Source organism: Desulfosoma profundi (assembly GCF_055387865.1).
Genome location: NZ_AP042420.1, coordinates 2,668,056 through 2,681,602, shown reverse-complemented (window position 1 = coordinate 2,681,602; position 13,547 = coordinate 2,668,056). Strand labels below are relative to the sequence as shown.

General features: G+C 58.0%; 13 protein-coding genes. 5 read left to right on the top strand and 8 right to left on the bottom strand.

Translation table 11 applies throughout. From position 1 onward, the window contains the following. Positions 1-161: 161 nt before the first annotated feature. Genes hypF through ACZ5K9_RS11595 form a run of 3 tightly spaced genes read right to left on the bottom strand, consistent with a single transcriptional unit; the run spans position 162 to position 3,565 of the window. On the bottom strand, positions 162-2,585 hold the full coding sequence (gene hypF / locus ACZ5K9_RS11605; RefSeq protein WP_464271494.1) for a carbamoyltransferase HypF: 2,424 nt from the start codon (positions 2,583-2,585) through the stop codon (positions 162-164). Beyond that, positions 2,534-3,196 (bottom strand): hydrogenase nickel incorporation protein HypB, encoded by a 663-nt coding sequence (hypB, locus tag ACZ5K9_RS11600; RefSeq protein WP_464273969.1) that lies wholly within the window; start codon positions 3,194-3,196, stop codon positions 2,534-2,536. The genes hypF and hypB overlap by 52 nt, the downstream gene beginning before the upstream one ends. Before the next feature lie 12 nt (positions 3,197-3,208). After that, complete coding sequence (locus tag ACZ5K9_RS11595) at positions 3,209-3,565, bottom strand: hydrogenase maturation nickel metallochaperone HypA/HybF (RefSeq protein WP_464273968.1); 357 nt, start codon at positions 3,563-3,565, stop codon at positions 3,209-3,211. Between the two features lie 248 nt (positions 3,566-3,813). On the opposite strand from ACZ5K9_RS11595, the gene ACZ5K9_RS11590 reads away from it, so the two are divergent. Beyond that, the gene (locus tag ACZ5K9_RS11590) at positions 3,814-4,791 is read left to right on the top strand and encodes a cation diffusion facilitator family transporter (protein ID WP_464271493.1); all 978 of its coding nucleotides are present in this window, start codon (positions 3,814-3,816) and stop codon (positions 4,789-4,791) included. A gap of 396 nt (positions 4,792-5,187) precedes the next feature. Here the strand turns inward: ACZ5K9_RS11590 and ACZ5K9_RS11585 are convergent, their stop codons facing one another. After that, positions 5,188-6,153 carry a methionyl-tRNA formyltransferase gene (locus ACZ5K9_RS11585; RefSeq protein ID WP_464271492.1) on the bottom strand — a complete coding sequence of 322 codons (966 nt, stop codon included), beginning with the start codon at positions 6,151-6,153 and terminating at the stop codon, positions 5,188-5,190. A 384-nt stretch (positions 6,154-6,537) separates the two neighbouring features. On the opposite strand from ACZ5K9_RS11585, the gene ACZ5K9_RS11580 reads away from it, so the two are divergent. Continuing rightward, a complete protein-coding gene (locus ACZ5K9_RS11580) occupies positions 6,538-7,632 on the top strand; it encodes an enoyl-CoA hydratase/isomerase family protein (protein WP_464271491.1) in 1,095 nt (364 codons plus the stop codon). Positions 7,633-8,222: 590 nt separating this feature from the next. Here ACZ5K9_RS11580 and galE read toward each other — a convergent pair. Genes galE through ACZ5K9_RS11560 form a run of 4 tightly spaced genes read right to left on the bottom strand, consistent with a single transcriptional unit; the run spans position 8,223 to position 11,241 of the window. Then, entirely contained in the window at positions 8,223-9,188 is a 966-nt protein-coding gene (galE, locus tag ACZ5K9_RS11575; protein WP_464271490.1) for a UDP-glucose 4-epimerase GalE, read from the bottom strand. 19 nt (positions 9,189-9,207) lie between these two features. Further along, entirely contained in the window at positions 9,208-9,813 is a 606-nt protein-coding gene (gene pyrE, locus ACZ5K9_RS11570) for an orotate phosphoribosyltransferase (RefSeq protein ID WP_464271489.1), read from the bottom strand. Between the two features lie 9 nt (positions 9,814-9,822). Then, positions 9,823-10,971, bottom strand: coding sequence for a cysteine desulfurase family protein (locus tag ACZ5K9_RS11565; protein WP_464271488.1), 1,149 nt, complete (start codon positions 10,969-10,971; stop codon positions 9,823-9,825). A gap of 27 nt (positions 10,972-10,998) precedes the next feature. Then, positions 10,999-11,241 carry a hypothetical protein gene (locus tag ACZ5K9_RS11560; RefSeq protein WP_464271487.1) on the bottom strand — a complete coding sequence of 81 codons (243 nt, stop codon included), beginning with the start codon at positions 11,239-11,241 and terminating at the stop codon, positions 10,999-11,001. A gap of 217 nt (positions 11,242-11,458) precedes the next feature. Here ACZ5K9_RS11560 and ACZ5K9_RS11555 point away from each other — a divergent pair, with 217 nt between their 5' ends. From ACZ5K9_RS11555 to hrcA, 3 genes are all read left to right on the top strand, one after another. Further along, positions 11,459-11,995: a metal-dependent transcriptional regulator gene (locus ACZ5K9_RS11555; protein ID WP_464271486.1), complete on the top strand. Its 537-nt coding sequence runs from the start codon at positions 11,459-11,461 to the stop codon at positions 11,993-11,995. A gap of 23 nt (positions 11,996-12,018) precedes the next feature. Beyond that, positions 12,019-12,237, top strand: a complete 219-nt coding sequence (locus ACZ5K9_RS11550; RefSeq protein WP_464271485.1) for a hypothetical protein — start codon at positions 12,019-12,021, stop codon at positions 12,235-12,237. Between the two features lie 237 nt (positions 12,238-12,474). Beyond that, positions 12,475-13,545 carry a heat-inducible transcriptional repressor HrcA gene (gene hrcA, locus ACZ5K9_RS11545; protein ID WP_464271484.1) on the top strand — a complete coding sequence of 357 codons (1,071 nt, stop codon included), beginning with the start codon at positions 12,475-12,477 and terminating at the stop codon, positions 13,543-13,545. Positions 13,546-13,547: the final 2 nt, after the last annotated feature.

The window sequence follows — 13,547 nt, the reverse complement described above, 5'->3', positions numbered from 1 at the left end:
ATTCCCTGCGAATACCGCAACGACAAATCTTTGTTCCATCGACCGGGTGCTCCCCGGGCTTTCGCAGTCACCGCAGGACTGTCCCCACACACAGAAGAGTACCGGAACGCCCCTTTGGACCTGCGGCACAGCGAACCAGTCGCAACAGTCCTCTTTATGGGCTACACGACACGAGAAGAGAGCTTTTCCGCCAGACACCGGCCGATGTGGGCTTGTCCCAACGAGATGCACGCGTCGTTCGGCGGCACCTGCTTGTGGACCAAGACGGTCCACTGAGCGTCGCGCAGCACACGGGGCAAACCCGTGCTCAAATACACATTCTGGAACACCCCACCGCTCAACGCCACGGTGCGCAGACCCGTCTCCTCGGCCAGCTTTTCCAAAAGGCGGGCCACCGCGTGGATAATCCCGTTATGGAAGCGACACGCCACTACGCCGGGGTCCACCCCCTCCATGAGGTCTTCGGCCGCCTGAGCCACCAGACGGGAGCTGTCCAGAACCCACAATTCTTCCTCTTTTCTCAACTCCGCGTCATAAATCACCCCATCTTCCCGAATGGACTGTTCCAATTCGATGGCCGCCTGCCCCTCATAACGAATGCGATCCCGAACGTTGCACAGGGACGCGATCACATCAAAGAGCCGCCCACAGGATGAGGTGAGTGGCGTATTCACTCGGCGTTGGAGCATTTGCAAGACGACAAGGCGTTCCTTTTCCGGCCAGCGCCTCGTAAAGTGACGGTAGCGTTCTTCCACGGCGTCCCCGGCCAGAGTCCATAAGGCTCCCAAAGCGGTCCGCCACGGCTCTTTGACGGCACGATCCGCTCCCGGGAGCGGTATATGGGAAAACCGCCCCAAACGACGATACACCTCCCCGGCGACATAAAGAAACTCCCCACCCCACACAGTCCCGTCAGGCCCATGACCGGTGCCGTCCAGGGCGACGCCCAACACTGGCCCATCATAGCGTTTTTCAGCAACCACGGACGCAATGTGGGCGTGATGGTGTTGCACTGCGATTCGATACGGGCGATTCCTATGCGCGAGTTCCACTCGGTGTCCGAGTTCGCCCGCTGTCGGGAAAGTGTCCGCATGGGCTTCCGCCCACCGCGTGCTCAGATAGTCCGGGTGAAGGTCGTGGACAATCCATGCCGGACGAACGTCCAGGATTTTCTCGAGATGCTCGATGGTTTTCTCGAACGCCTGCAGGGTTTCCAGGTTTTCCAAATCACCGATGTGTTGACTCAGAAAGGCATCGCCATCCCGTGTCAGGCATACCGTGTTTTTGAGTTCAGCGCCCGTCCCTAGGACCACCGGGCCTGGACGCGAAAGCCGCACCGGCACCGGGACATATCCGCGAGCCCGGCGCACGGGCATGGGGCCCCCGGGCAAAACACGAACGACCGAGTCGTCGCATCGGATATAGATGTCGCGATTATGCATGAGAAACACTTCGGCAATGCCCTGAAGACGCGCCCGAGCATCGGCGTTTTCCGTAACAATGGGTTCATCGCTCCGGTTACCGCTGGTCATCACCAGGGCATCATAGGAACTCTCCTCAAAAAGCAGGACATGCAGCGGGGTATAAGGAAGAAAGGCCCCAAGATAGGCGTTTCGAGGAGCCACCGAAGGAGCCACCGCGGGTGATGCCTCCAGCCGTTTGCGCACCAGCACGATGGGCCGTTCTTTGGAACACAACACACGCGCCTCTTGCGGCGTCACCCGGCACACCGCCCGAACGGCATCGAGATCCCGAAACATCACCGCAAAGGGTTTTTCTTCACGGACCTTCCGACGCCTGAGTTGGGAAACCGCCTCTTCCTGTGTTGCCGGCACCGCGAGATGAAAGCCGCCCAAACCTTTGACCGCGACAATCCATCCCTTTTCCAGGAGTCGCACCGCGGAGCGAACCGCCTCATCCCTTTCGGCCAAGATATGCCCCTGAGAGTCCTCCAGCCACACGTGAGGCCCGCATTCCGGGCACGCGTTGGGCTGGGCGTGGAAACGCCGGTTGGTGGGATCTTCATACTCGGCACGGCATGCCGCACACATAACGAAGCGGGCCATGGTTGTGTGATGCCGATCATAAGGGATGTTCTGGATGATGGTGTAGCGCGGCCCGCAGTTCGTGCAGTTGATGAATGGGTAGCGATAGCGCCGGTCCTGAGGATCCAAAAGTTCCCGCAGGCAATCGTCACACAGGGCCGTATCCGGAGAAATCAGGGCCGTGCGATGGGCGGAAGCGTCACTGGAGACAATGTGGAAGCCCAAAAGATTTTCATAAGGCTTTTCCGTGACAACAATGGACCGGATGCTGGAAAGGGGAGGCGCCTCGCGCTCCAATGTCTCCAGGAAACCGTCCACCGCCTCGGCGTCGCCCTCCAGCTCGATTTCAACGCCGGTGGCGTCGTTGCGCACCCAGCCGTTCAATCCCCAACGGCGAGCCACCTGAAAAACAAAGGGGCGGAAGCCGACCCCCTGGACAATGCCTTCGACGCGGACACCGATCCGACGCCCAATAGGGGTCCCCCCCGTCACGGTAGGTTTTTTCGCTCCCGAATCCGGGCTTCCAGCCAGGCCGTCCACGCCTCCAGCCCTTCTCCCGTGCGGCAGGAAATATCGAAGACTTCTTGGGTAGGATTCAACTGCTTCGCTCGCTGGTGGATGACGTCGAGATCGCAATCCACATAGGGCAAAAGATCTACCTTATTGACCAAAAGCACCGATGAAATCTGAAACATCAGAGGGTATTTGATCGGCTTGTCGTCCCCTTCGGCAACGCTCAAGATAATAATTTTGTAATGTTCCCCAAGGTTAAATTCCGCGGGACAGACCAGGTTTCCCACGTTTTCGATGATGAGGACATCGACGGCTTCAAGGTCCAAGTTCTCCAAAGCCGTGCGAATCATATTGCCGTCCAGATGGCATGCACCGTCGGTGTTGATCTGCACGGCTTGCACGCCTTTTCGCTGGAGGCGCTCCGCATCATAGGACGTCTGGATATCGCCCTCGATGACAGCCATGGTGTAGCGCCCTTGCAAAGCCTCCGCCGTCCTTTCCAGTAACGATGTCTTTCCCGCCCCCGGAGAACTCATGAGATTCAGGACCAGGATCTTTTTGGCATCAAAAATCTTTCGATTCTCCTGAGCCAGCCGTTCATTGACTTCCAGAATGTTTCGGACCACGGGAACTTTCATTTCCGCCACGTTTCACGCTCCATTGTCTTTTCCCCGCCCTTCGATAGACATGACCGTCATTTCGCGGCCACTTATGAGCGTAAGCCCCGAAACCACCGGGCCGCACTGGGGACAGACGTCCAGACGATCTTCCATTTCAAAAAGCTCCCCGCACAGAGGGCATCGCACAACGACAGGCACGGTTTCGATATCTAAGACGGCATTTTCGGCAGGAGTCCCTTGGGCCACCACCTGAAAACAAAAGCTCAAGGCATCCGGCACCACGGCAGCCAAGGCGCCCACCTGAAGACTGATGCGTTCCACAGACTCCACATGGTGCCGCTGACATTCTTCAAGGACGATCTCGAGAACGTTCTGAGCGATGGCCATTTCGTGCACAGGGGCTATCCTTACCCTTGGGAGGTCCACATGGGGCTTTGCCGGTGAACATTTTTCCAAAGCATAGCGCACTTAACACAGGGGCGATTCAGGGTCAAGGCCGGTCCTGCCGTGCCTTTGTCTCTTGTGCCCCGAAGTGAAGAGCCTTCCGATGGATTGCGCTCCATGATAAACTAAAGCCTTCGTCGGCAGCCCGTTTGGCCAAACCAAATTCGCCCACAAAAATCAGGCACACGCCCATGGAAGATCGTGCACAGCACACCCGCATCCGAGCCATCCTCCTTTCTCTGTGCGCGGGCTTTCTCCTCATGGCCTTCAAGTTCTTCATCTATCGCATGACGCGCTCGGCTGCCGTACTCTCGGATGCTCTGGAATCCATCGTCAACGTCATCGCCAGTGGCTTTGCCTTGTGGAGCATCTATCTCGCCGCAAAACCCCCGGACGCCGAACATCCTTATGGCCACGGCAAGGTGGAATACTTTTCCGCAGGGTTTGAAGGGGCGCTCATCGTCGTCGCCGCTTTGGGGATCTTCTGGAGCGCATGGCAGCAAATCCGCCGCCCGCATCCCTTGCCGAACCTGGATTTGGGGCTCTGGCTCATTGTGGCGACCATCGTCGTCAACGGCCTCCTCGGAGGATTTCTGGTGGCTGTGGGACGACGCACGCGATCCCTCCCCCTGGTGGCCGATGGAACACACATCATGACGGATGCCGTCTCCTCCTTCGGGGTTGCCCTCGGCCTCGTTCTCGTCAAACTCACGGGATGGTACTGGGTCGACGGCCTCGTGGCGGCTCTCGTAGGTCTGCAAATCCTCTATTCCGGCCGGTCCCTCCTCAAAACCTCCTTCGCAGGCCTCATGGACGCCTCGGACCCCGTGCTGCTCAAAGAAATCTCCGAACTCCTGAGCCGAAACCGGAAAAACATTTGGATCGACATCCACAGGCTGCGGGCTTGGCGTTCCGGTCGTCACATCTTTGTGGACTTTCATCTCATCCTCCCAAGGTACCTGCCCCTTGTGGCCGCCCACCGGGAAGTGGCCGAGTTGGAAGAGTTGTTTCGCGTCCATTACAAAGGAGTGGCCGAGGTGTTCGTCCATGTGGACCCCTGTGAGGATCCCAACTGCCCCATTTGCAGCATGCCCGAGTGCTCCGACAGGAGCCATCCCAAATCAATGTCCACGTTTTGGAATCACGGGCACTTGACCGCCCGTGAATAATACCTGACTTCCGCCGCACGTGATCCCAGGGCCGGGTCGCTTCCCGTCATCACCCCCCTGATGTCGCGGCCTTCACCCTGGGCTCAAGGCCCGAAGCCCCGAAAGAAAAAGGTCGGAACCAGTGGACCGGGAAAGGTAGACGAGGGAGGGAGTGAAGGAGGGGCCGGTTTTCGTCTTCCTGCCCAGAGGGAATGGCGCCTGACGGTCCGCGTGGAGCGACACGGCGCCCCCTCCGCAGGAAGTGACGGTGTGGCGACTCAAGAGAAAATCCGACCGTGCCTCAGATCCGGACGCACCAGCATGGGAACGCCCAAACAGGGCACGGTTCAGCCGCGGCGTGACGACAGACCGTTTGAGAGACGGGCTCCCATCAGGAGAGTCGTCCCACGAAAGACGTTAGGCGCCGGAGGGCGTCGCCGCGGGGACAATAGATTCAAGAACATCTCCCGCTTTCAGTCCACATGATCTCGCAAAATCCGAAGCACCGAGCTTTCCGGCTTCTTTTGTCTGGACCTTCTTGACCTTCAAAACCCCGAGGCCGGTTTGCACTGTAAACCCATCGTCACCGAGATCGAGAATTTCTCCCGGCGCGGCGGTCGGTCTTTCCCACGTTTCACTGGGCATGGAAGCGGCTTCCAAAATCGTCAGATTCTTGCCCTGCCATCGTGTTTCCGCCCCCGGCACGGGAAAAGCCCCTCGAATGAGATTAAAGATGGACCCCGATGTCTGGCGCCAGTCAATTCCCGTATGTTCGCGCTTCAAGGCCGGTTGAAAGGAAGCCAGACGGGGATCCTGAGGAATCCTCGGCGCTTTCCCCTCGCGGATCAGACGAACGGCTTCGGGTACCAATTTCACTCCCAAGGGATACAATTTATTGAAATACAGGGTCGTCGTCGTGTCCTCGGGGCCGATGGGCACGGCCTCTTGGAGGACAATGTCCCCCGTATCCACGCCGTCGTCGATATAGTGGATGGTGACCCCTGTCTGAAGCTCCCCATGGAGGATCGCCCAGGCGATGGCACTCCCTCCCCGGTATTTAGGCAGAAGCGAGGGGTGGTAATTGATGCCGCCATGCGAAGCCGCCTCGATAACGTCTTTACCCATATATTGGGTCACAAAAACTAAGACGAACAGGTCCGGTTTTTTATCCCGAACCCAGTCCAGGACTTCGGGCCCTTTGAGGGTTCGTGGTTGCAGAAGGGGAAGGCCACGTTCCATGGCGAGTTCCTTGAAAGGATTCGGCTTCTTCGCTCCCGGCACGTCGGGTATGGTTATGGTTCCGACGACCTGTTCTCCGCGATCCAACAGAGCTTGCAAGCAATCCCGCCCGAAGGGCGCCTGCCCGATGACAATGAGTCGCATGGATTCCCTCCCACCAATGGTTGTGCGTTCGACACTTCCTGTGGTCGTCCCATGCCTGTGACGCACGTCAGCCCATGGATGCACATTTCCATACCCATTGGGAGAAGTCCTTGGGGGCGGGAATAGGATGAGGCGCTGAGAAATGGATCCGTCAAGTCGGGAATCGCAGAGGATATGGATAAGAATCAAACAGATACATGTGCTGTCACAAGGCAGTAAAATGAGTTTAGCAATGCCCTGCAGCTCGCGCAAGAAAAATGACAGCATTGCGACGTTGAAGGAAAACTCGTCACACTCGGTGACCTCACCGTGGATCATGTTTAAATTACACAAGAATGCCTGCGAACCCGTGCCGCCACTGAAACCGATGAGGAGCGTAAAGCTATGTATGAATGGACCGCAGCCGAGCATGACCAAGTGCTCATCCGCACCGTCGGGGCCTGCCTTCACATCCGGCTGAATCGCCCGGAAGCCCTGAACAGTCTGTCTTTGAACATGGTCCGGCGCATTGCTTCCGCCTTGGATGCCGCCAAGGACGACAATGAGGTGCGTTGCGTTGTGCTGACCGGAGAGGGTTCAAAAGGCTTTTGCGCGGGAGGCGATATCAAATGGGTCGCGCTCCAGGTTCGATCCGGGGCCCGCGCCGACGCACAAGTTTTTTTCCGGGAAGAGTATGCCTTAGACTTGACCCTTCACAAGTACCCGAAACCCGTGATTGTTGTGGCTCATGGAGTGACCATGGGCGGCGGACTGGGCTTGGCCGCCGGAGCCGACGTCGTGGTCGCAACAGAGACGACCCACATGGCCATGCCGGAAACGCGCATCGGCTTTTTCCCGGACGTGGGATCCACATCATGGCTTTTTACCAAGTGCCCGCCGGGCTATCCGGAGTATCTCGCGCTCACGGGGGATGACGTCTACGGACCCCACGCGGTTCGGCTCGGTTTGGCAACCCATTTTTTGCAAACGCAACGTTTGGGCGACTTCATCCGTCAGCTGGAACACGCGGCTCCCCGGCTCCCAGACAACCGCGCCGAAGCAGCCCGCAGGCTCCGGGAGGTTGCCGCGGCCTTTGAGGAAAATACTCCTCTGCCCCAAGACCCCGAAATGGACGCTTGGGTCCGCACCTATTTCCATCACATTGCGAGCATACCCGTGTTGTTGAGTCGTCTGTCTCAGTGCCAGGTGCAAAGCCGTCTCTGTGAAGGGGTTTTTCGACGATTGTCCGAAAGGTCCCCAACAGCGGTGACACTGACACTTGCGTTGTTGAAGATTCAACAAGGTCGGCCAATCGAAGAGGTTTTTGCCGTAGATGAACGCGCGGCCCGGTGGATCATCGAGCATCATGATTTTTGGGAGGGTGTGCGGGCACGGCTCGTTGACAAAGACAACCACCCCCGATGGGACCCGGCTCGATTCGAAGATGTGCTCTCCATTGACACACTGAAGGCCTTCTTACTGAACCCGCAAGACTTTTGAGACCCTCCGAAAAAACCCGCTGGTTCGACGGATCCGGTGTCCCGACATCAGCTCGACCACATCGGGCGCCTTCCTTGTGCCGTTTGGCGTGAATTCTTCTCCCGCTCTTTTCCCTGTGGACCAGGCGGGGTACGTCCGAACAGAGCCGCGAGGTCATCAATAACCGGATGTCCGGCCATTCCCTATCCCTGAAGCCGTACGATCCCGGCCATCGCTTTATTGTGCAGTGGTCATGATGTGGAATCGATGGTCTCGGGCAACGAAATCGCAGGGGCGACCCCCCGTGCCTAACCGGAGTCGGTGCGGCCCATGGGATCAGGGCGAACTCCGATATCGGGGCGTCCACGCGGGGACCGCCTCGACGGAGACTACCCCGCCATGCATGGAGTTCGGCATAAGCCTAGAGCTGAAACCTTGGAAAGAGACGGCATGGGCTGATCTTCAGACATGCGAATCGACGGAGCTGCCGGGTGTGTGATTAGGAAATCCCAAAGCGAAAAGGGTCTGAAATGATGTCTTTAAGACAGTTTTATGCCTCAGTGCAATCTCACCGATTGAGGAATCTCACCGATGTCGGCGGGTCCGTTCCATCATACGCTCTGGAGGAAAGCCCGCTGGGTGGCCATTTCATCGATGACTTCAGGAAGCGTCTTGAAAGGGCGGCTGAACCATGTCTTGAGAAAGGCGTTGTCCGCCACCAATTCCGGGGGATCTCCAGGACGCTTGGGTTTTTCCACGACCTGGACCTTGCGTCCCAAACTCCTTTCCACAGCGGACACCACCTCCCGCACAGACACCCCCGTTCCGCGTCCCACATTGGATACTAGCCTATCCTGGTTTTCCAAAACGGTCAGAGCAGCCACATGGGCTTCAGCCAAATCCAACACATACACATAATCTCTGATTGCCGTCCCATCCGGCGTTTCATGATTCGTTCCATAGAGATAAAACGGCGTCCCGGTCAATGCCGCCCTCATGAGGTTCGGGAGCACATGCGTTTCGGGGTTGTGGCGTTCGTAGATTTCGCCGTCAGGGTCGTTTCCAACGACGTTAAAGTAGCGCAGCACCGCCAGACGGATTCCGGCCGTTGGAACCACCGTTTCCAGAATTTGTTCGCAGTGCCACTTGGAAAGGCCGTAAGGATTGGTCGGCTCCTTAGGGTGATCCTCAGGGATGGGGCATGTCTTTGCCCGGCCGTAGACAGCGGCGGAGCTGGAAAACACCAACCGGCGGACTTCTGCTCGAGCCATGGCCTGAACCAAGGCGATGGTCCCTCGCACATTGTGGTCGAAATATCGCGCCGGGTATTGCACCGATTCCTCCACCAAGGCCAAAGCGGCGAAGTGAATCACCGCATCGATCTTGAAGGCTCGAAGGGCATGGTACAGGGCTTCTTCGTCCCGAATGTCCCCGTAGACAAATGGGCCATAGCGCACCCAGTCCACCCAACCACGGCTGAGATTATCGAACACGATGGGTGTGTGCCCGCAGGCTCGAATCGTCTTCGCCGTGTGAGATCCGATGTAACCGGCGCCCCCCGTGACCAAAATGTTCATGGTCGCCCCCGCACTGCCTTTAGCGACGCCGGCTGGCATGCAAGGCCATGATGTCGTCTCTCAGGACAAGAGCATCCACGGCGTCCACTTCTTGCAAGATGTTTTCCCGGCCGTTCATTTCCTGACGATCCACCAGCACCACGGCTCGAACCACCTGGAGTCCCGCAGCCTTGCAAGCCCGAATGGCTTGGATGGTGGACCCCCCGGTAGTGATCACATCATCCACCACGACCACCCGATCCCCTTCCCGAAGATTCCCTTCGATGCGGGCAGGAATGCCGTGTTCCTTTTGAGCCTTCCGCACCACGAAGGCTTGGATCGGGCGGCCCCGAATCCATGAGGTGTAGGAGACGGCGTTCGCGATGGGGTCGGCCCCCAGGGTGAGTCCCCCAATGCCCTGGATGTCCAAGTCCTTGACTTTTTCAAAAATGAGATGGCCGATGAGGACCTGGCCCTCAGGGTCCAAGGTCACACGTTTGCAATTGAAGTAGAAGCGGCTCACAGCGCCGGAAACCAGCTTGAAGATAGGAGTGTCGGAGACTTGAAAAGCCTGGTCCAAGATTTTTTCTTGGAGTCGATGGTGCATGGCCGCGGTGTCGGTCCAGGGAAATTCGAGATGTTGCATGGCTCTCCCTTATCGGGCGTCTTGCACCTGCCGGACGGCCCGTTCGATGATGGTGGCCGCGGTGTCGATATCCTCGTGGGACGTGAACCGACCCACGGAAAACCGCAGTGTTCCCTTGGCCACGTCCAAGGGAACGCCCATGGCTTCCAACACATGGGAGACACGCACCGAGTCGCTGTGGCACGCAGCCCCTGCCGACGCGGCCACGCCCGGCATGGCGGCCAAAAGCGCATCGGCGGTCAGGCCTGGAAAACTCACGCTAAGCGTATTCGGCAGCCTCTGGTGCGGATGGCCGTTCACGCGCGCGTAGGGGAAGGCGGCAAGGAGACGCGCCTGAAGCCGGTCACGCAGGGCTTCCATGCGGGGAAGCTCCCGCGGAAGTTCTTCCATGGCCACGGTGGCGGCCATCCCCAGCCCCACGATTTCCAAAGTGTTTTCCGTCCCCGGCCGCAAGCCCCGCTCCTGGCCGGCGCCGTAAAGAATTCTCTGGATGGGCGTCCCCCGACGCACATAAAGGGCGCCGACACCTTTGGGAGCATAAAGCTTATGCCCGGCTACCGTAAGGAGGTCGACGCCCAAATCTTCCACGTCCACAACCACCTTTCCCACGCTCTGTGCGGCGTCCGTGTGGACGAGAATGCCTCGGGACTTGGCGGCGGCAGCGGCAGTCTTGACGGGCTGAAGCGTGCCCACTTCGTTGTTGGAGTGCATGAGGCTGACCAGGATGGTGTCGGGGCGCAAGGCGGCCGCAAAGGCCTCGGGATCCACCATGCCGAAAGAATCCACCTCGACGAAGGTGACGTCAAACCCCTCTTCCAACAAGGCCAAGCAGGGTTCGAGGACCGCCGGATGTTCAATGCGGCTCGTGACGATATGCCGCCCTCGGGAGACGAGTGCGCGAGCCACCCCGCACAGTGCCATGTTGTTGGATTCCGTCCCGCCGCTGGTAAAGACAATCTCTTCGGGGCCGGCATTGAGCAGTGCGGCCACGCGGGCACGGGCCTCCTCGAGGACGGCCTTGGCTTGACGCCCGTAAGCATGGGCGCTGGACGGGTTCCCGAAGACGGATTCCCAGCACGGTCGCATCGCTTCTGCAACCCGTGGGTCGATGGGTGTTGTGGCATTGTAGTCCAGGTAGATGGGGACCTGATCGTCCATGGTCATCCTCGCGCTCCAGACACCCCATTAAGTCTTCAGTGCCCCATGCCTCTCGAGTTCTTTCCATTGACGCCGGGTCAAGGTGCGGAACTGGGCGCTTTTGCATCGAGGGCACCCCAAGTACTTGCCGTCACTGGAGCGGCGCCAGAGGGTGTAGAGCAGCCCGGGAAGGAACAAACAGCACCACAGGGCGATTTCTTTGGAACGGGATCCTTTCTGTAACGGGGTGGCCTCGCCGATATAGTCACAGGACGAGCATTTGATCTTCATGGCGTCTCCTTCTGTTCTCGAAATTGGCGTCCTTTTATAATGGTTGAGAGGGGTAAGATCAACCGTTGGATGGAATACGGCGAAAGCCGCAGTGAAGTGGGACCCCCATGGGGCTTGTTGATGTGAAGAAAAAAGAGGGCGAGGCCCCCCGCGCTTTCTTGACCTCTGCAGACCTAGAGGGTATTTTCGGCAAAAAACTTCGCGAGGAACAAGGATCATGCCCAACGACGCCGTGGAGGGGCTCTCTGCGAGCTTGGAGGACTATTTGGAGGTGATCTTTCACCTGGAAAATGCCCATCAAGCCGCTCGGGCCAAAGACATTGCGGATCAGATGAGCGTGCAGCGGGCGTCCGTTACCGGCGCCTTACGTGCGCTGGCAATCCGAGGGCTCATCAATTACAGCCCTTACAGCAATGTGACGCTCACTGCCAAAGGGCGCCAATTGGCGCAACAGATCATCCGCCGTCACCGGATCCTCAAAGATTTTTTCACAACGGCTCTGCGTTTGGAACCCGAACAGGCCGAAGCCAATGCCTGCCGGATCGAACATGCCATCGGTCCCGTGGCTTTTGAACGGTTGGTCCAGTTCCTGGAATTTCTTAAAACGTGTCCCCGCGCTGGAACGGATTGGCTGCAAGCTTTCGCCGACTATTGCCAAAAGTCTGAACCGTCTGCCAATTGTTTGGAATGTGTCTTCAGATGCCTGCAAAAGGTGCAGGGGGAAAACGTCACCCCCGCGGATGAGCCCACCTGAACTTGGTTGCGAAAGGAGATCCCATGAAGAAGATGTGGATCCAGTTGAAGCCCGATTGCGATCAGAAAAGGGTGCTTCGAGAATTGGAGGAGATCGGCCGTATCGAAAAAGACCCTGCCGTTCCAGGAAAAATCATCCTCACGTTTCACAATCAGTCCGAAGCCGGCATTAAAATGAGTTGTTTCAAACTGCAGGAAGACTTCATCCATCTTTTCCAAGATTTCGACATGATACACGCATAAGAGGTTACCCAATTTAACAGAGCGCTGCATCCGAATATCCCTTTGCACCAGGCGGCTGAGGGGGAACACGCCGTACGGCCTGCGGGCGAGGGGACGGCTTGCCTTCGCCGAGGGGGAAGATCTTTCTTCCGCCTCGCCCCAACCAATGATCCTTCCTTGACAAAACGGCACGATAACACTATGTTCGCTTAGCACTCCTTGATATAGAGTGCTAATGTCGGACGGGATGCGCGGGAAATGAAACTCAGCGAGAGAAACCAAAAAGTGCTGGAAGCTGTCGTGTCCGGATACATCCGGAGTGGGGAGCCCGTGGGATCCCGCACGGTATCCAAGCACTATGGGCTGAATGTGAGTTCGGCGACGATTCGCAACATCATGGCCGACCTGGAGGACATGGGTCTCCTTCAGCAGCCCCATACGTCTGCGGGACGCATCCCCACGGACAGGGGACTCCGTCTGTACCTGGATTCCATTTTGAAAATCCGGGAACTGGAAAAGCGCCAGCAGGCGCTCATTCGCAAGGCGTTCACGTCCGGCCGTGTGGACGTGGAAGAGCTCTTGCGCCGCACGAGCCAAGTGCTTTCGAGCTTTTGCCGTCAGGCGGGCATCGTTCTGTGGCCCAAACTGAGTGCAACCCGGTTTAAACACATCGAATTCGTGCGACTTCGGGCGCGCCAGATCTTGGTCGTTTTGATCACCGGATCCGGCTTGGTTCAACACACCTTGGTGGAATGGGACGAGGATATCCCTCAAAATAATCTGGACAAGTACTCGCGGTATCTCAACGAGATTCTCCAGGACGTGCCCCTGAGCCAGGTGAAGGAGCGGATCCTGAAGGAAATGGAGGGGGAAAAGGCCCTATTCGATCAGCTTTTCAGCCGAGCGCTGGAACTGAGCCGGCGGGCCTTGCAGGAGGCTCTGGAAAACACGGACATCCACATTGAGGGGCATAAGCATTTGCTCAGCAACCCTGAGTTCGCCGACGTGGAACGCATGCGGCGCATTTTGGAGGCTTTTGAAGACAAATCGAGGATCGTTCGCTTGTTGGACCGCGCTCTGGATCCCTCCCGACAGGTGCAGATCATCCTGGGAACGGAGTGCGATATCAGCGAACTGCATGAAATGAGCGTCGTGTCATCGCCCTACGGGAAAGGCGACACGGTATTGGGCGTCCTTGGGGTCATCGGCCCGACACGGATGGACTATTCACGCATTATTCCCGTCGTGACATTTACGGCCTCCCTGTTGAGCCAGTTCCTGGAAGAACCGGAAGAACCCTCTGTTCCCCCCATAAGCGATTCATCGTAAAA

Excerpts from the sequence above, each read along its gene's own strand:
- ACZ5K9_RS11555 (WP_464271486.1), top strand. The coding sequence starts at position 11,459 with ATGCCCAACGACGCCGTGGAGGGGCTCTCTGCGAGCTTGGAGGACTAT.
- hypB (WP_464273969.1), bottom strand. The coding sequence starts at position 3,196 with ATGAAAGTTCCCGTGGTCCGAAACATTCTGGAAGTCAATGAACGGCTG.
- ACZ5K9_RS11595 (WP_464273968.1), bottom strand. The coding sequence starts at position 3,565 with ATGGCCATCGCTCAGAACGTTCTCGAGATCGTCCTTGAAGAATGTCAG.
- ACZ5K9_RS11585 (WP_464271492.1), bottom strand. The coding sequence starts at position 6,153 with ATGCGACTCATTGTCATCGGGCAGGCGCCCTTCGGGCGGGATTGCTTG.
- ACZ5K9_RS11580 (WP_464271491.1), top strand. The coding sequence starts at position 6,538 with ATGTATGAATGGACCGCAGCCGAGCATGACCAAGTGCTCATCCGCACC.
- pyrE (WP_464271489.1), bottom strand. The coding sequence starts at position 9,813 with ATGCAACATCTCGAATTTCCCTGGACCGACACCGCGGCCATGCACCAT.
- galE (WP_464271490.1), bottom strand. The coding sequence starts at position 9,188 with ATGAACATTTTGGTCACGGGGGGCGCCGGTTACATCGGATCTCACACG.
- ACZ5K9_RS11565 (WP_464271488.1), bottom strand. The coding sequence starts at position 10,971 with ATGGACGATCAGGTCCCCATCTACCTGGACTACAATGCCACAACACCC.
- hrcA (WP_464271484.1), top strand. The coding sequence starts at position 12,475 with ATGAAACTCAGCGAGAGAAACCAAAAAGTGCTGGAAGCTGTCGTGTCC.
- ACZ5K9_RS11550 (WP_464271485.1), top strand. The coding sequence starts at position 12,019 with ATGAAGAAGATGTGGATCCAGTTGAAGCCCGATTGCGATCAGAAAAGG.
- ACZ5K9_RS11590 (WP_464271493.1), top strand. The coding sequence starts at position 3,814 with ATGGAAGATCGTGCACAGCACACCCGCATCCGAGCCATCCTCCTTTCT.
- ACZ5K9_RS11560 (WP_464271487.1), bottom strand. The coding sequence starts at position 11,241 with ATGAAGATCAAATGCTCGTCCTGTGACTATATCGGCGAGGCCACCCCG.